The sequence below is a fragment of the Amycolatopsis magusensis genome, assembly GCF_017875555.1.
GTDB classification, from domain to species: domain Bacteria; phylum Actinomycetota; class Actinomycetes; order Mycobacteriales; family Pseudonocardiaceae; genus Amycolatopsis; species Amycolatopsis magusensis.
The window spans coordinates 3,626,074-3,642,221 of sequence record NZ_JAGGMS010000001.1 but is presented as its reverse complement, the minus strand read 5'-3'; the positions used below and the strand labels follow the sequence as shown (position 1 = coordinate 3,642,221).

Annotated in this window: 17 protein-coding genes; 9 read left to right on the top strand and 8 right to left on the bottom strand. The window is 71.9% G+C overall.

Going from position 1 to position 16,148, the window contains the following annotated elements; all coding sequences use genetic code 11:
• Positions 1-6 precede the first annotated feature (6 nt).
• Entirely contained in the window at positions 7-2,307 is a 2,301-nt protein-coding gene (locus JOM49_RS16100) for an ATP-binding protein (RefSeq protein ID WP_209665090.1), read from the bottom strand.
• Positions 2,308-2,385: 78 nt separating this feature from the next.
• Here JOM49_RS16100 and JOM49_RS16095 point away from each other — a divergent pair, with 78 nt between their 5' ends.
• Positions 2,386-3,495: a serine hydrolase domain-containing protein gene (locus JOM49_RS16095; RefSeq protein ID WP_209665089.1), complete on the top strand. Its 1,110-nt coding sequence runs from the start codon at positions 2,386-2,388 to the stop codon at positions 3,493-3,495.
• Positions 3,496-3,519: 24 nt separating this feature from the next.
• The gene (locus tag JOM49_RS16090) at positions 3,520-4,161 is read left to right on the top strand and encodes a cutinase family protein (protein ID WP_245369343.1); all 642 of its coding nucleotides are present in this window, start codon (positions 3,520-3,522) and stop codon (positions 4,159-4,161) included.
• Positions 4,162-4,212: 51 nt separating this feature from the next.
• Here the strand turns inward: JOM49_RS16090 and JOM49_RS16085 are convergent, their stop codons facing one another.
• A complete protein-coding gene (locus tag JOM49_RS16085) occupies positions 4,213-4,452 on the bottom strand; it encodes a hypothetical protein (RefSeq protein ID WP_209665088.1) in 240 nt (79 codons plus the stop codon).
• 71 nt (positions 4,453-4,523) lie between these two features.
• The gene (locus tag JOM49_RS16080; RefSeq protein ID WP_209665087.1) at positions 4,524-5,375 is read right to left on the bottom strand and encodes a helix-turn-helix transcriptional regulator; all 852 of its coding nucleotides are present in this window, start codon (positions 5,373-5,375) and stop codon (positions 4,524-4,526) included.
• A gap of 87 nt (positions 5,376-5,462) precedes the next feature.
• On the opposite strand from JOM49_RS16080, the gene JOM49_RS16075 reads away from it, so the two are divergent.
• The 3 genes from JOM49_RS16075 to JOM49_RS16065 are packed head-to-tail and all read left to right on the top strand — an operon-like array spanning position 5,463 to position 7,547.
• Complete coding sequence (locus tag JOM49_RS16075; RefSeq protein WP_209665086.1) at positions 5,463-6,227, top strand: SDR family NAD(P)-dependent oxidoreductase; 765 nt, start codon at positions 5,463-5,465, stop codon at positions 6,225-6,227.
• A gap of 26 nt (positions 6,228-6,253) precedes the next feature.
• Positions 6,254-7,198: an HD domain-containing protein gene (locus JOM49_RS16070; protein WP_209665085.1), complete on the top strand. Its 945-nt coding sequence runs from the start codon at positions 6,254-6,256 to the stop codon at positions 7,196-7,198.
• 7 nt (positions 7,199-7,205) lie between these two features.
• Positions 7,206-7,547: a VOC family protein gene (locus JOM49_RS16065; RefSeq protein ID WP_209665084.1), complete on the top strand. Its 342-nt coding sequence runs from the start codon at positions 7,206-7,208 to the stop codon at positions 7,545-7,547.
• Between the two features lie 3 nt (positions 7,548-7,550).
• Here JOM49_RS16065 and JOM49_RS16060 read toward each other — a convergent pair whose 3' ends face one another.
• Genes JOM49_RS16060 through JOM49_RS16050 form a run of 3 tightly spaced genes read right to left on the bottom strand, consistent with a single transcriptional unit; the run spans position 7,551 to position 10,371 of the window.
• A complete protein-coding gene (locus tag JOM49_RS16060) occupies positions 7,551-8,528 on the bottom strand; it encodes an ABC transporter substrate-binding protein (RefSeq protein WP_209665083.1) in 978 nt (325 codons plus the stop codon).
• Positions 8,525-9,310, bottom strand: coding sequence for an ABC transporter ATP-binding protein (locus JOM49_RS16055; protein ID WP_209665082.1), 786 nt, complete (start codon positions 9,308-9,310; stop codon positions 8,525-8,527). The genes JOM49_RS16060 and JOM49_RS16055 overlap by 4 nt, the downstream gene beginning before the upstream one ends.
• A gap of 2 nt (positions 9,311-9,312) precedes the next feature.
• Positions 9,313-10,371 (bottom strand): FecCD family ABC transporter permease, encoded by a 1,059-nt coding sequence (locus JOM49_RS16050; protein ID WP_209665081.1) that lies wholly within the window; start codon positions 10,369-10,371, stop codon positions 9,313-9,315.
• Positions 10,372-10,459: 88 nt separating this feature from the next.
• On the opposite strand from JOM49_RS16050, the gene JOM49_RS42995 reads away from it, so the two are divergent.
• The 4 genes from JOM49_RS42995 to JOM49_RS16035 all read left to right on the top strand — a co-directional run bounded on the left by JOM49_RS42995 (position 10,460) and on the right by JOM49_RS16035 (position 13,847).
• Positions 10,460-11,062 carry a P-loop NTPase family protein gene (locus tag JOM49_RS42995; protein WP_245369342.1) on the top strand — a complete coding sequence of 201 codons (603 nt, stop codon included), beginning with the start codon at positions 10,460-10,462 and terminating at the stop codon, positions 11,060-11,062.
• The gene (locus tag JOM49_RS16045; RefSeq protein WP_308158753.1) at positions 11,026-12,264 is read left to right on the top strand and encodes an alpha/beta fold hydrolase; all 1,239 of its coding nucleotides are present in this window, start codon (positions 11,026-11,028) and stop codon (positions 12,262-12,264) included. The genes JOM49_RS42995 and JOM49_RS16045 overlap by 37 nt, the downstream gene beginning before the upstream one ends.
• Positions 12,265-12,365: 101 nt before the next feature.
• The gene (locus JOM49_RS16040) at positions 12,366-13,277 is read left to right on the top strand and encodes an alpha/beta fold hydrolase (RefSeq protein ID WP_209665079.1); all 912 of its coding nucleotides are present in this window, start codon (positions 12,366-12,368) and stop codon (positions 13,275-13,277) included.
• A 45-nt stretch (positions 13,278-13,322) separates the two neighbouring features.
• A complete protein-coding gene (locus JOM49_RS16035; protein ID WP_308158752.1) occupies positions 13,323-13,847 on the top strand; it encodes a GNAT family N-acetyltransferase in 525 nt (174 codons plus the stop codon).
• Here JOM49_RS16035 and JOM49_RS16030 read toward each other — a convergent pair.
• On the bottom strand, positions 13,834-14,985 hold the full coding sequence (locus JOM49_RS16030; RefSeq protein WP_209665078.1) for a hypothetical protein: 1,152 nt from the start codon (positions 14,983-14,985) through the stop codon (positions 13,834-13,836). The two genes, JOM49_RS16035 and JOM49_RS16030, sit on opposite strands and share 14 nt — an antisense overlap.
• Positions 14,982-16,070, bottom strand: a complete 1,089-nt coding sequence (locus tag JOM49_RS16025; RefSeq protein ID WP_209665077.1) for a helix-turn-helix domain-containing protein — start codon at positions 16,068-16,070, stop codon at positions 14,982-14,984. The genes JOM49_RS16030 and JOM49_RS16025 overlap by 4 nt, the downstream gene beginning before the upstream one ends.
• Between the last annotated feature and the right edge of the window lie 78 nt (positions 16,071-16,148).

Genomic DNA, 16,148 nt, shown 5'->3' with positions numbered 1-16,148 from the left:
CGCGGGTCACCGGTCCCCCAGCAGCGCCTCCACGCGACCGGCTTCCGGTAGGCCCATGCGCCGGTACAACTCGGCGGCCTCGCGCCACGGGCCCACCGGATCCTGGCTCGCGGCGCAGGCGGCGGAGCCGAGACCTTCCAGCGCCCGCGCCTCTTCGTAGCGGTCCCCGGTCGCTCTGGCCAGGTCCAGCGCGGCGGTGTGCGACGACCGCGCCTGCTCGGTCGCGCCCGAGGCGAGGTGCGCGGCGCCGAGGTGGTTCAGCACCTCGGTCCGGATGCTGTGTGCCCCGACCTCCGTGGCCAGCGCCAGCGCCTCGTCGTAGTGGCCGAACGCGTCCCGGCCGCTGAGGTGGTGGACCTCCCCGAGGTTGCCGAGCGTGCGAGCGGCGCCACCGAGATCACCCAGCTCGCGGAAGATCTCCAGCGCCTCCTGGCCATCGCGCAGCGCCTGCTCGTACTCGCCGAGGCGGGTGTGCACCACCCCGAGGTTGGTCAGCAGCACCGCCCTCCCCCGCCGCAGGTCGAGCTCGCGTACGAGCGGGAGCGCCGCCCGGTAGTGCTCGATCGCCTCCTCGTACCGGCCGAGCCGCTCGTAGAGGTTGCCGAGGTTGTTCAGCGCGCCCGCCTCACCGTGCCGGTCCCCGCCCGCCCGGCAGACCGCGAGAGCCTGGTCGTGCAGCTTCCGCGCTTCCTTGTGCTCGCCGAGCCGGAGGTGCGCCACGCCGAGGTCGTAGAGCGCGGCGCCTTCGGCTGCCAGGTCACCGGCGAGCCTGCTCGCCTCCAGCGCGTGCCCGAGCACGGTGAGCGCGTCCCGGTGCCGGCCACCCTGGTCCAGGTGCCTGCTGAGGACCGCGGCCAGGCGGCCGGTGCGCTCGACCCAGCCCTGGCGCGCGGTGAACGCCAGCACCGCCAGCAGGTTGTGCCACTCGGCGTCCACCAGCGCCCTGGCGGCCCCGGCGTCGACGCCCACCACCGGACCGGACGGCAGCAGCACGTCCATCGCCGCCCCGGCGGCGTCGACGAAGTGGTCCACCAGCCGAGCCGACGCCGTGTCGTCGCCCGAGGCCCGCTCCCGCGCGTAGGCCCGTACCAGGTCGTGCATGTCGAGCCTGCCCGTGGCCGAGCGCTGGACCAGGTGGGCCCGCACCAGGCGGTCGATCCGCTTGCCCGCGTCCCGCACGTCCGTCCCCAGCAGGGCGGCGGCCGCGGGCAGGTCGATGTCCCGCGCGGGGTGCCGCCCGAACGAGTGGAAGTCGGCCACCGCCCGCGCGTCCAGGTGCCGCAGCGACCACGAGAACACCGTGCCGATCGCGGTACCCGGATCACCCACGTCGAGCAGGTCCGTGCCCTGGTCGGCGAGTTCGGCGACCAGTTCGGTGACCGGCCGCCCGGCGGCCTGCGCGGCCACGATGCGCAACGCGAGTGGCAGGCCACCGCACTGCTCGGCCAGCGACCGCAGCGCGTCCGGCGCCTCTTCGGCGCGCGGGCCGAGGTGGGTCCGCAGCAACGCCACGCCGTCGTCGAGCTCCAGTGGCCGCAGCTCGACCCGGCGGGCCCCCGGTTCCACCAGCAACCCGGCCAGATCGGTGCGGCTGGTGAGCACCACGAAGCAGTCGGGACCGCCCGGCAGCAGCGGCCGCACCTGGTCGGCGTCGAGCGCGTTGTCCAGCACCAGGAGGACCCGCTGACCCGCGAGCCGGCTGCGGAACCGGGCGGCGCGCTCCTGCTCGTCGTCCGGGACGTGGTCGCCGGGCACGCCCAGGCTGCGCAGGAAACGGCCGAGCACGTCGGCGGCGCGCCGCGGTTCGACCGGCGAATAGCCCTGGAGGTCGGCGTAGAGGCAGCCGTCCGGGAACCGCTCGGCCACCCGGTGGCTCCACCGCACGGCCAGCGCCGTCTTGCCCACCCCGGCGGCCCCGGAGATCACCGAGATCCGCACCCCGGCCGGATCGGTGCGCACGGCGTCCAAAGTGGCCAGTTCCGCGTCCCGGCCGGTGAACCCGGCGAGGTCGGCGGGTAGTTCGCGCGGCACCGCGACGGCTCGGCCGCGGGCACCGTGCAGGGCGTCGCGAGCGTCGCACAGGCGACGGCGTTCCCCGGCCGGGACGCCGAGTTCGTCGAGCAGGTCGTCGAACACCTCGGCCGGCGGCAGCGTGGTCCCGGCCAGGTAGGCGTAGAGCGTGCTCTGCGAGAGGTTCAGCCGCTTGGCCAGCGTCGCCACCTTGACCGGGCCCGACGGCCGCCGCCGGGTCCAGCGCTTGAGGTCGCGGCCGAGGTCGGCGGCGGTGCGGATCGGCTCGCTGTGCATGGTTTCGCAAGATTCCAGAATTTCCGGAGTTGTCCAGGAACGGGGGTGCGGACACTCCGGTCATGGTGCGCTGATCTGGTGAAATTCTTACGCCACCTCGCGCTCGGTGCCGCCATCGTGCTCACCGGCAGCGCCGCCACCACCGGCGCGGCTCACGCGGCGACGCCCGCCGAGATCCTGCGCGCGGGCGCCGAACTCGGGGTCAGCCAGGGCTACCCCGGCGTGATCGGCCTGGTCCGCACCGGCGAGACCACCGAACGGGTCAGCGCCGGCTGGGGCGACCAGTTCATGCGGGTACCCGCCGATCCGCGCGCGAAGTACCGGATCGGCAGCAACACCAAGGCGTTCGTGGCCACGGTGCTGCTCCAGCTCACCGGGGAGGGCAGGCTCTCGCTGGACGACCCGGTGGCGAAGTGGCTGCCCGGCGCGGTCGCGCGCAACGGCAACGACGGCACGAAGATCAGCGTCCGGCAGTTGCTCAACCACACCTCGGGGCTGGCGGACTACATCGGTGACGCGCGGGTGGCGGTGCCCTACGTCGCGGACCTGAACCCCGGGAAGCTGTGGCCGCCGCAGACGCTCGTCGACATCGCCACGGACCAGGCACCGGTCGGCGCGCCGGGACAGAAGTACAGCTACGCCAACACCAACTACGTGCTCGCCGGGATGGTCATCAAGGCGGTGACCGGCGCGGAAGCGGCGGCCGAGGTCCACCGCCGGATCATCGAACCGCTGGGGTTGTCCGGCACCACGTTCCCGGTGAGCGACCCGAAGCTCTACGGCAACTGGCTGCACGGCTACTTCTTCGTCCGCGACATCTCGTTCTCCAGCGTGCAGATCACCGGCGCGGCCGGCGCCATGGTGTCCACAATGGACGACCTGGCGAAGTTCGAGCGGGCCCTGGTCGCCGGGGAGCTGCTGGCGCCGGCGCAGCAGGCCGAGCTGAAGACCACCGTGCCGGTCGACGCCACCTCCGGGTACGGCCTGGGCATCGTCTCGGTGCAGTTGCCGTGCGGCCGGGCGTGGACGCACTCCGGTGCCGTGCTCGGCTACTTCAACAGCTGGCTGACCAGCGACGACGGCAGCAAGCAGGTGCTGGTGGCGGCGAACGAGTACCACCTGCTCGGCGGCACCCCTGCCCAGGCCGCCATCGGCGAGGCCGCGGCGGACGCCTACTGCGCACGCTGATTTCCGGTGAACAGGGAGAAAGTGATGAAAAAACGACTGGTGGCGCTGCTGACCGGCGCACTCGCGACGGCGGGCCTGCTGGTGGCCGGTGCGCCCGCGGCTTCGGCCGCACCCTGCGGCGGGACCTACACCATCGCGGTGGGCGGGTTCAACGATCCGACCTCGGGCATCTTCAGCGGCAACGTCAGCCAGCGCGTCGGTTACTCGGCGGCGTTGAACAGCGCGAGCGCCCGCGAAGGCGTGAACGAGCTGAACCGGCTGATCCGCAACCAGCGGAACGCCTGCCCCGGGCAGCACGCGAAGGTGGTCGGCTTCTCCGAGGGCGCCGCGGTGGCGCACATCTGGGTGACGGAGAACTGGCAGAGCTTCGGCAACGTCAACGCGGTGCTCATCGCCGACCCGAAGCGCGCCGGCGGTCCGGGCGCGGCGGGACTGGCCGGGCAGTGGTACTCCGGCATCGTCGGCCCGCCGCTGGCCGGTGCCGACGACTTCTTCGGCAACGTGCCGACGCTGACGCTGTGCACCGACGACATCATCTGCGACAGCACCGCGGCTTCGGGCTGGCTGGGCTACCCCGGGAAGCACATGAACTACGACTTCAACGTGGACGCCTACTCGGACCACGCCAACGGCCAGTGGTTCAACGGGGTCTTCATCCCGCGGTGAGACCGCCCGAGACGACCGGCGGGGTCAGCGACCCCCACCCGACCCCGCCGGTCACCCCCGCGTGCAGCGGTGGCGGGTGAGGTAGGTGACCGGGTTGCGGCGCCGGCGGGCGCGCCCGGGGCCGCGGCGGTTCCGGCCCGCGTGGGGCAGGCGGCCGCAGGCCGGGGACCGCGCGAGGATGTCCAGTGCCTGTTCCGTGGTGACCAGGTCCGGTATGGGCACGCTGTCGATTTCCGCGCACCACGCCGCCAGCAACCGGTCAAGTGCGCCGGGTGGGTGATCCCGATTCATGGGCACGCCTCGCAGTCGGTCCCCTCAAGTGCCGTAGTCGTGACCGGTCCGCGCGGCGTTACCACCGCCTTTCAGCCGGGCACGTCCAAGCGCTGGGTACCGATGACGGAGAGCAAGCGCAATGCCTCTTCCGAGGGCGTTCCGGGCTCCGCGGTGTAGATGACCACGCGCTGGTCACGGTCGGCGATGTCGAGCACGTCGCAGACCACCGTGATGGGGCCGACCAGGGGGTGCTGGAACGTTTTGCACAACGCGGGCCGGGCGCATACGTCGTGTGCGGCCCACAGCCGCGCGAAGTCCTCGCTGCCGTCGAGCAGCTCGCTGATCAGGGACGCCAGTTCCGGGTCGTCCGGGTAACGCGCGGCGGTGGCACGCAGGTCCCGTGCGGCGCTCTGCGCGAATTCCTCCGCATCGGACGCGCCGTAGAGCGGCCGCCCGTCCGCGCGCGGTTCGAGGTAGGCACGCCGCACCAGGTTGCGCTGCCGCCGCGACAACGCCGAGAAGTCCTCCATCAGCGCCGCCGCCAGCGGGTTCCAGGCGATCACCTCGTAGGTCGCGGACAGCACGATCGCCGCGGCCTGCGGCAACCGGTCCAGCAGCGCGAGGATGCTCGGCCGCACCTCCCGCGACGGCCCCGGCGGCGGGCCGGGCGGTGCCCCGGCGAGGTGGTGCAGGTGGTCGCGTTCCGCGTCGGACAGCCGCAGCGCCCTGGTCAGCCCGGCCAGCACCTCCCGCGACGGCCGCGGCGCACTGGCCTGCTCCAGCCGCGTGTAGTACTCGTTCGAGATGAACGCCAGCTGCGCGACCTCCTCGCGGCGCAGCCCCGGCGTGCGGCGGCGCCGGCCGGCGGGCAGGCCCACGTCGGCCGGGGTGATCCGCTCACGCCTGCTGCGCAGGAACCCGGCCAGCTCTGTTCGGTCCACGCCCTGCAGTGTGCGCGGGTTCGCCGCGCTCAGCCAGGTACCGCCGGTGCCTGGTTGAGCCCGCGGCCCGGCCGCAGGCTCGGTGGCATGAACGGAACCCTGCTCGGCGACAAGGTCGCCTTCATCACCGGTGCCGGTCGCGGCATCGGCGCCGCCGCGGCCCGCCTGTTCGCCCGAGAAGGCGCCAAGGTGCTGCTCGCGGCCCGGACCGAGGCCCAGCTCAAGGCCGTCACCGACGAGATCCGCGAGGCGGGCGGTGTCGCCGACTACGTGGTCTGCGACCTCGCCGACCCGGCCGCGGTGCGGGCCGCGGTGGACCGCGCGGTCGAGTTGCACGGCCGCCTCGACGTCGCCTTCAACAACGCCGCCACCAACGCCCCGCCGGGGCCGATGGACCAGACCACCGAAGCCGACTTCGACCACGTCTACGCGGTCAACCTCAAGGCGCCGTGGCTGGCCATGGTCGCCGAGATCACCGCCATCCGGGCCACCGCGGGCACCGGCGCCATCGTGAACAACTCCAGCGTCGGCAGCCTCATGGCCAACCCCGAACTGCCCGCGTACGGCGCGATGAAGCGCGGGGTCAACAGCCTCACCGCCTCGGCCGCGGCCACCTACGGCCCGGAAGGCATCCGGGTGAACGCGATCGCGCCCGGCACCACCCTCACCGAAATGGTGCTCGACTGGGACCAGGCCTCTCCCGGCGTCATCGACCGGCTCAACGCCGGGACCCCGCTGGGCCGCGCCGCCGACCCGGCGGAGGTCGCCGAGGCAGCCGCGTGGCTGCTCAGCGACCGGGCCTCGTACGTGACCGGCACCGTTCTGCGCGTCGACGGCGGCATGCTGTCCTAGGTCCCGAGGTCGACTACGCTCGAATCGTGAACGCGGTGGCCGGCCTGCTGGGACGCACGGAGTGGTACCGGGATCCGTTGTGGGCGGTGGAGTTCCGGCTGACCCCGGTGGAGCGGAGCCTGCTGCGCAGCCGCCCGGTGCGGCGGCTGCAGTTCGTCGCGCACGCCGGGGCGGCGGCGGTCACCACGCACCAGACGTACTCACGGCTGGAGCACAGCCTCGGCCTGCTGTCGCTGGTGGCGCACTTCGCCCCGGACGACACCGTCGCCAGGGTCGCCGCGCTCGTGCACGACCTCGGGCACCTGCCGTTCAGCCACACCTTCGAGGGCGTCGGCGGGCTCGACCACCACGTGCTGGGCGTCCGGCGGATCCGGGAGCTGGAGCCGCTGCTCGCCGAGCACGACATCGACGTCGAGGACGTGCTCGCCATCGACGCCAGGACGCCGCCGGTGCTGAGCGGCCGCCGCGGCGCACTGAAGCTGGACCACCTCGAGTCGTTCATCCGCAGCGGCCGCGCCCACGCCCGGCTGGCCGAACCGCCGCCGGCCACCCTGGCGCGGCTGCGCCTGGTCGACGGCGAGGTGCACACCGACCAGGCCACCGCCGCCTACCTCGCCGAACTCGCGGCCGGTGAGGCGGAATACCTGTGCGCGTGGGAGAACGTGGTCCCGAACGCCGTGGTCCGCGGGCTGGCGGGCATCCTGCTCGACGACCACCCGCGCATCTGCGAAGCGACCGACGACGAGATGTGGGCGCTGCTGCTCGAAGACCCCCGGACCCGCGATGACGCCCGCCTCCTCCGGGAGGACCCACTCGCCTGGGACGTCTTCCCACCCGGGCACGACGCGGGCTTCCCGTACGAAGTGCGCTACCTCTACCTCGACACTCCCTGCGTGAACGGGCAGCCGGTCCCGATCCGCGAGAGCCGTGCGCTGCCGTGGCGGTGCACGGTCGCCCGGCGCGAACCCTAGGAGCAGCATGGGCGCCGCCCTGTTCGCCGGTATCTCCGTTTCCGACTTCCCGGCCGCACTCGCCTGGTACGAGAAGCTTTTCGGCGTGCCTCCGACCTTCTTCCCCAACGACATCGAAGCCGTGTGGGAGATCGAGGAAAACCGGTACGTCTACCTCGAACTGCGGCCGGAGCACGCCGGCCACGCCCTGCTCACCCTCTTCGTCGACGACCTCGAAGGCGTCGTCACCGGGATCACCGGGCGTGGCCTCGAACCGGCCGGGCGGGAGACCTACTCGAACGGCGTCCGCAAGATCACCTACCGCGACCAGGACGGCAACGAACTCAGCTACGGCGGCGGCCCAGCCTGAGCTCTAGCGGGGCAGTTCGCGCAGGTACTTCGCGAAGCCTTCGAGCCCGTCGATGTTGCGCGGCCCGCTGATGCCCTCGTTGTAGTCGAGCACGTAGAACCGGTTGTGCACCACCGCGGGCAGCTGCGCGGTCGCCGGGGAGGACTTCAGGAAGTCGATCTTCTCCTGGGCCGGTTTGTCGCCGTAGTCGAGGATCACCACCACGTCCGGCTGCGCGTCGACCACCGCTTCCCAGCCGACCTTGGTCCAGCGGGCGTCGACGCCGTCGAAGATGTTGCGGCCGCCGGCGAAGCGGATGATGTCGTTGGGCGGTACCTGGTTCCCCGCGGTCGAAGCCTGGTCGGTACCCGAGTCGTAGAGGAAGACCTTGGGCTGGTCACCCTTCGGCGCGGTGGCGATGACCTGGTCGACGCAGCGCTGGTAGTCGGTGATCACCTGCTGGGCGCGGTCGGGGACACCGAAGATCTGGCCCAGCCGCCGCAGGTCCGTGTACAGCCCTTCGAACGGCGTCACCTTTTCCGGGAAGTTCGGGTAGTTGAAGCAGGATTCGGTGTGCATGAAGCTCTGGATGCCGAGGCCGTCCAGGATCGCCGGGGTGATGCCGCGCTGGTCGCTGAAGCCGGAGTTCCAGCCGGCCACCACGAAATCGGCCTTGGCGTCGACCACGAGTTCGCGGTTGAGCAGGTCGTCGCCGAGGAACTGGACCTTCGCGTACTCCGCGGCGTACGGCGACTCCGCCACCGGCGGGTTCGCCGGCGGCATCACGTAACCGTGCACGTGCTCGGTCAGCCCGAGCGCGAACATCTTGTCCGCGCTGCCCGCTTCGTAGACCACCGACCGCTGCGGCTTGGTGTAGCGCACGTCCTCCCCGCAGCGCTTCACCACGACGTCCTGCGCGGCCGGGGCGGCGCCTTCGACCTGCGCACCGCACCCCGCGGCCAGCAGCGCCACCGCCGCCAGCACGGGAACCGCCTTGTTCATACCGAACTCCTTCTGTCACTGGTCAGGGCGTAGAGCAGTTGCGGGTCGCCGGTGAGCGGGTGGTCCACCACGGTCACCTCGACGCCGAACACCTCGCGCACGAGGTCGGCGGTGAGCACCTCCGCCGGGGTGCCCGCGCGGACCAGCGAACCGGCCGACAGCACGCCGATCCGGTCGCAGACCGCCGCCGCGAGGTTGAGGTCGTGCAGCACCACGAGCACGGTCAGGCCGAGGGTCCGCAGCATCGACAGCAACTCGATCTGGTGGCGCACATCGAGGTGGTTGGTCGGTTCGTCGAGCACCAGCACCGCGGGTTCCTGCACCAGTGCCCGCGCGATGAGCACGCGCTGGCGTTCGCCGCCGGACAGCGACAGGACCCCGCGCTCGGCCAGGTGCGTGACGTCGAGCCGGTCCATCGCGTCGCGGCACAATTCCCTCTCGCGTGCGGTCAGCGCCTGGTTCCCGGTCAGGTGCGGGAAGCGGCCCAGCTCCACGAGTTCGGTCACGGTGAAGTCGAACTCGCTGCTGCTTTCCTGCGTCAGCGCGGCGATCGCCCGGGCGGCGCGGCGGCTGCCGAGTTCGGCGAGGTCGGTGCCGCCCAGCCGGACCGCGCCGACGTGGGGCTTGAGCGCGCCGTACACGCAGCGCAACGCGGTCGACTTGCCCGAGCCGTTCGGCCCGACCAGGCCGACGACCTGCCCGGAACCGACCGGCAGGCTCAGCCGGTCGACCAGGGTCTTCCCGTTCAGCACCACGGAAACGCCATCGAAGCGCAGGTCCATCGCTAGCGTCCTCCGAACAGGTAACCGCGGCGGCGCATCAGGGTGATGAACACCGGCACGCCGACCAGCGCGGTGATCACCCCGAGCGGCAGTTCCCGCGGCGCGACCACGGTGCGCGCGGCGAGGTCCACCCAGACCATGAAGATCGCCCCGGCCAGTGGCGCGATCAGCAGCACCCGCGCGTGCGAGGCGCCGAACACGATCCGCACCAGGTGCGGGATCACCAGGCCGACGAACCCGATCGCGCCGCTGACCGCGACCATCGCGCCGGTCACCACCGCGGTCAGCACGAACAGCCCGCGCCGCAACGTTTCCGTGCGCACGCCGAGGCTCGCGGCGGCCTCGTCGCCGAGGGAAAGTACGTCCAGGCTGCGCGCGTACCGACGCAGCACCAGCACACCCACGAGCACCGCGACCGCCACCACCGGCAGCGAGCCCCAGGTGGCGCCGCCGAAACTGCCCATCGTCCAGTAGAGGACCGTGCTGGTGGCCTCGCTGTCCGGCGCGAAGTAGATGATCAGGCTCATCACCGCCTCGAACCCGAAGGCCAGCGCGACCCCGGTCAGCACCAGCCGCAGCGGCGTGATCCCGGCGCGCGAGCGCGCGGCCGCGTAGACCAGCACCGAAGCCAGCAGCGAACCGAGGAACGCGCCGATCGACACCGCGTAGATGCCGAACACCGCGAGCGCGCCGAAGGAGGTCACCGCCACCGCGCCGACCGACGCCCCGGACGAGACGCCGAGGATGAACGGGTCCGCCAAGGCGTTGCGCACCATGGCCTGGATCGCCACGCCCACCGCGCCGAGCCCCGCGCCGACCACGGCCGCGAGCAGCACGCGCGGGGTGCGCACCTGCCAGATGATCTGGTAGCGGCTGAACTCCTCCACCGGGATGCCGTCGCCGGTGATCGCCGCCCAGAGGTACCGCGCGGTGTCGCCGGGCGGGATCACCGCCGAGCCCAGGCCGATCGCCAGCACGATCGACCCGGCCAGCACCGCCCCCAGTCCGGCGGCGACCACCACCGCGTCCCGCCCCACCCCGGCACGCCGGGTCCTGCCCATCACCACTTCGCCTCCGCCGTTCGCCCGGCGCAGCCTGGCCGAACATGAAACTCATTGTCAAATAGCCGGATGACCATAGGATGGCGGCATGCTCCTGCTGGGACCCACCGAACCCGTGCCCCTCGATCAGGTGCGGCGGATCGCCGTGGCCGGCCCGCCCGGCTCGGGCAAGACCACCCTGGCCGCCGAGCTCAGCCGACGGCTCGGGGTGCCGTTCACCCAGTTCGAGACCTTCTTCCACGGTCCGGAGTGGACGGTGCTGCCGGACTGGCAGGAGAAGGTGCTGGCCCACGTCGACGGCGAAGCGTGGGCGATCGAATGGCAGGGCGAAGAAGTGCGCGAGCGGCTGACCGCCCGCACCCAGGTGCTGGTCTGGCTCGACCACCCGCGATGGCTCACCACGGCCAGGGTGGTCACGCGCACGCTGCGGCGGCGGTTCGGCCGCGGGAGCGCGATCCCCGGCGGCAACACCGAAGGCCCGCTGTACACCTTCTTCACCGACCGCGACCACATCGTCCGCGAGTCGTGGCGGCGGCACTCGTGGTTGCGCGCCAGGGTGGAGCGGGTGCTCGCCGAGGACCGGCACCCGGACCTCGTCGTCGTCCGGCTGCGCGGTCAGCGCGAGGTGGACGCCTGGCTGGCAAGATCGGGTTCGTGGCTGAAACCGTGCACATCCCCGGACTGGTCCTGACCGAACACGAATTCGCCGTCCCGCTGGACCACGCTCGTCCCGACGGCGAGCGCATCACCGTCTTCGCCCGCGAGGTCGCCGCGCCGGACGGCCGCGACCGGCCGTTCCTGGTGTACCTGCAGGGCGGCCCCGGTCAGGAAGCGCCGCGCCCCAGCGGCTCGCCGGTCGCACCCGGCTGGCTGGGCCGCGCGCTGCGCGACTACCGCGTGCTCATGCTCGACCAGCGCGGTACCGGCCGGTCCACCCCGGTCGGCCTGCTGCCCGGGCGCACCCCGCAGGAACAGGCGGACTACCTCAAGCACTTCCGCGCCGACTCGATCGTGCGCGACGCCGAGTTCGTCCGAGCCGCGCTCGGGGTGGACACCTGGAGCGTGCTCGGCCAGTCCTTCGGCGGCTTCTGCACGCTCAACTACCTGTCCACCGCGCCGGAAAGCCTGCGGGAGGCCTACTTCACCGGCGGACTGCCGCCGGTCGGCCTGCACCCGGACGAGGTCTACCGCGCCACCTACGCGACCGTGCTGGAGCGCAACCGGCGGTTCTACCTGCGGTACCCGGGCGACCGCGACCGCGTGCGCGCCCTGCACGAGCGGCTCGACGCGGGAGAAGTCGTGCTGCCCAACGGTTCGACGCTGACCGGTCGCCTCTTCCGCCAGGTCGGCAGCATGCTGGGCATGAGCGACGGAGCCGAGCGCCTGCACTACCTGCTCGAACGCGACCCTGCCTCCCCGGCGTTCGCCCACGACGTGGCCGCCTCGCTGCCGTTCAACGCCCGCAACCCGCTCTACGCCGTCATCCACGAGGCCAGCTACGCCGACGGGCACGCCACGCACTGGTCGGCCGCCCGCGTGCGGCCCGCCGAATATGAGGACGACGTCACGCTGTTCAGCGGGGAGCATGTCTACCCGTGGACCCTGAGCGACGACCGCGGCCTGGCGCCGCTCGCCGAGGCCGCCGACCTGCTCGCCGAGCACGAATGGCCGCGGCTGTACGACGCCGGGCGCCTGCGTGCCTGCGAGGTCCCGTGCGCCGCGGCGATCTACACCGAGGACGCCTACGTCGACCGGGCGCTCTCGGAGGGGACCGCACGACTGCTGCCGCGCCTGCGCCCGTGGCTGACCAGCGAATACGAGCACGACGGCCTGCGGGTGAGCGGCGGCCACGTGCTCGACCGGCTCATCGCGCTCGCCCGCGGGCACGCCTGAGGATCGGGAATCCAGGGGGAAGGATCCCGGTACGCGGTCGATTCCGCGGGTGCGCGCTCGACGCTCCAGTGCACCCGCCAGCGCGACCGGAGGAGATCCCGATGACCCCGAAGTTCCTGCCCACCGCCGCGGCGGTGCTCGCCGTGCTGCTGTTCGCCGGCTGCCGGCCCGGCGGCGGGCAGCCGGCCGAGCCCGCCGCGCCCCCGGCCGGGCCGCCGGTGCAGACCGGCTACGCGCAGGTCAACGGGCTGAACATGTACTACGAAACGCAGGGGCAGGGCCGGCCGCTGGTGCTGCTGCACGGATCGCTGTCCACCATCGAGACCTCGTTCGGGAAGCTGCGGCCGGGGCTGGCCCAGTCGCGGCAGGTGATCGCGGTGGAGCAGCAGGGGTACGGCCACACCGGCGACATCGACCGGCCGCTGGCGATCGAGCAGATGGCCGACGACACCGTGGCGCTGCTGGACCGCATCGGCGTCGGCACCGCGGACTTCTTCGGGTACAGCATGGGCAGTTCGGTGGCGTTGCAGATCGCCATCCGGCACCCGGAGAAGGTGCGCAAGCTCGTGCTCGCGGCGGTGTCGTACAACAACTCGGGCTTCCACCCCGGGATGCTCGACGGCATCGATGAGCTCAAGCCGGAGGACCTGGCGGGCACCGTCTACGAAAGCGAGTACCTGGCGAAGGCGCCCGACCCCGCGCACTGGCCGGTGTTCCTGGAGAAGACCAAGGACCTCGACCAGAACTCGCCGGAGGTCCCGGCGGAGACCATCCGGGCCATCAAGGCCCCGGTCCAGCTGATCGCGGCGGACTCCGACATCGTCACGCCGGAGCACACCGTGGAGTTGTTCCGCCTGCTCGGCGGTGGGGTGATGGGTGATCTGAACCCGCTCCCGGCGTCCCAGCTGCTGGTGGTGCCGGGAACCTCGCACATCGGCCTGGTGGACCGCGCGGACTTCCTGCTGCCCGCCATCCCGCCGTTCCTGGACGCCCCCATGCCCGGCGAGGGCTGAGCCCCGGCCGAGCCGTCCTTTAGCGGACAGCGGAGAATTCCCGGCGTGACCGAAGCCACCACCAAGACGCGGAGCGACCGGCTGTCGATCCGCCTGGCCCGTCCGGCCGATCTGCCCACGCTGACCGGCGTACTGGCCGACCGCGAGTTCGTCGAAGACCGGCTGGCCAGGCAGCAGCTGCGCGCGGGCTGGCTGCTGACGGCGTGGTGGGACGGTGAGGCCGTCGGTGGCATGTACGTCTGGCGGGACCTCGCCGAGGAAGACGAGCTGCGCGAGCACCTGCCCGGCGTTCCGCTGCTCACCCACATCGAGATCGCGCCCGGCCACCGGGGGCGGGGCATCGGCACCGAGCTGATCCGTCACGGCGAGGCCCAGCTCGCCGCCGCCGGGACCACTCGGGTCGCGCTGGCCGTCGAGGTCACCAACGAGCGCGCGGAACGTCTCTACCGCCGCCTGGGCTACCGGGAGTGGGCGCACGGGCTGATCACCTGCTACGCCGAAGAAGTGCTGGCGGACGGGCGCCGCAAGTCGCGCCCGGAAACCTGCCGGGTCCTGGTCAAGCCGCTCTGAGAGGTTGCAGGTAGCGCGCGTGGCAGAGCAGCCCCAGCTCGGCCAGTGCCTTCTCCGGGCGCAGGCCGGTGCGCGTCCGCTCCACCTGCGCACGCCAGGTTTCGCGATCGGCTCGCAACGCCTCGAGGTAGTCGACGCACAACTGCGGGGTGATCAGCAGACTGCGGCCGTGGGCGGCGGCGAGCGCGTGCACGATCCGCTCGCGTTCGGCGGGCTCCTGGTCCAGTTCGCCGATCCGCTCGATGATTTCGCGGATGAACCGGCGTCGCCTGGTCAGGAAGTCACGCCAGTAACCTTGTTCGGCGGCCGGGGTGCGGCGCCGGTCGTCCAGCGCGGCGAACACGCCCTCGGCCAGGCAGTCGCCGAACTCCTGCGCCCGGGCCCGCCCGGCGTCGAGGAACGGGTCGTACGGCCGCTGCACCGCGGTCCCGGTGACCGCGGCCGAGCGCAGGCCGGTGTTGTCCACCAGGAAGAACCAGTCCTCGTTGTAGACGTCCGGTGAGAACGAGGTGAACGAGTCCGCGCCGACGGCCAGCGCGCCGGCGCCGATGAAGGTCGCCTGTGCGCCGCCGGCGTGCCGAAAAGCGTGGCACACGACGGAATTGTCCGGGTAACCCGTGACGGACAGGCCGACGCCGGCATAGGAATCCAGCAGCTTCGCCGCGTCACGCAGATCATCCGGCCGCGGTACGCGTATGTCGTCGTCGAGGAAGACCAGCCGTTCCCAGCCGAGCGCCCGCGCCAGCAGCAGGCCGAGGTTCCGCTTGAGGCTGGTGTCGGTCGGGCGCCGGAACCGGGTGCCGCGCAACAGTTCGGCGGTGCGGAACCGGGGCAGCAGCCCCGGGGCGAGCCGGTCCACGTCCACCGCGATCAGCTCGATCCCGGCTTCGGCGGCCAGTGCGACCGTCCGGTGGATCGAGGCCTGCTTGCTGCACAGCACGACCAGCGCGCAGTCCAGCGCGGCCGCCGTCGCCACCGCCTCGCGCAGGTACTCCGGAGGGCGGAAAGTGGGTACCACGATGCCGTCCACCGCGGTGGTGTGCGCCGGCACGGTTTCGATTTCGGTGAGCAACTGGCGGTGGGACCCGTGGTGGAACCGGGAGGGCGTGCGGCCCCGCGTCGCCAGGGGTGAACTCACAACGGATCCTCCGACCACTCGTGCAGCACAGCGTCCGGGTCGGTCCAATCCGGCGCGACGGCCCGGCCGTTCACCACGGCCACACGAGCGAGGATACTGAATGCGGCACTGCCGGAGAAGCGTCTTTCCGCGTACTCCTCATTGCGCGCCCCGAACTCGGGATCGGTGAGCGAGCGCACCGCACCCAGGGTGCCGCGGCCGTACATGCCGTTGCACAGGGAGACGGTGAATTCGCGGTTGTACGGGCTCGGGCCGCGGTAGAAATGCGCCACGTCCTCCAGCAGGACCGGCTGCCCGTGGATTTCGCCGAGAACGGGATGGAATTCTTTCCTTTCACCTCCTTCGGTCACCTCGAAATGCCCGGAGGTGGAGTGCGTCGGCCGGGTTTCCTGCCGCACCGACACCGGCAACCGGGCGAGCAGGTACTGGGTCAGGTTGTTCCAGTCGACTCCCCCGAGGGAGATCAGGTGGGTGCCGGCGTAGTCCGCGCCCGCCATTTCCGAAGCCAGCTTGTAGTGCACCTCGGCGCCGGGGTTCAGTGCACGGACGTGCCCGTACAGCTCCAGCAGCGCGTCCGGATCGGCGTAGGTGTACAGGCGCACGTAGTCCGGGTTGAGCGGGTCGGCGTACGGCAGGTGCGTCAGCATCTCCGGGGGCAGCTGCCCGCAGACGATGGTGATCGGCCGGTCGTCGTCGAACCGCCACAGGCTGCGGGGGACGGGCGCCGTCGGCTCGGGGCGGCCGCCCGGTTCCACGTTCGCCTCGGTACGCAGCCTGGTCAGCTCGGCGAGCAGGTCGTCGCGTGCGGACCGCTCGGCCGTTGCCAGTTCGTCCGCGCCGGGCACGCGGTACGGCTTCTTCGCCACCGAGCGCTCGGTGGCGAAGAAGGTCGCGTATGCCTCCAGCCGGTGCACCGGCGGCGGCGTCGGCGAGCGCGTGTTCTCCCAGGCGGAGATCGATGCCGTGCTCACCGCGAGCGCGTTGGCGAGCTGCCCCTGGGTGATCCGCCGCGCGGGCCAGCGTTGCTCGCGCAGCTCCTTCAACCGGCGGGCGAGGATCAGGCGCGCTTCTTCGGAGACCTGCACGGTCCACCCTTCCAGTCAACTTCAGGTCATCGTCCTGAACTCTAGCTGTACTGAGCATCGCGCGCTCGCGACCCACTG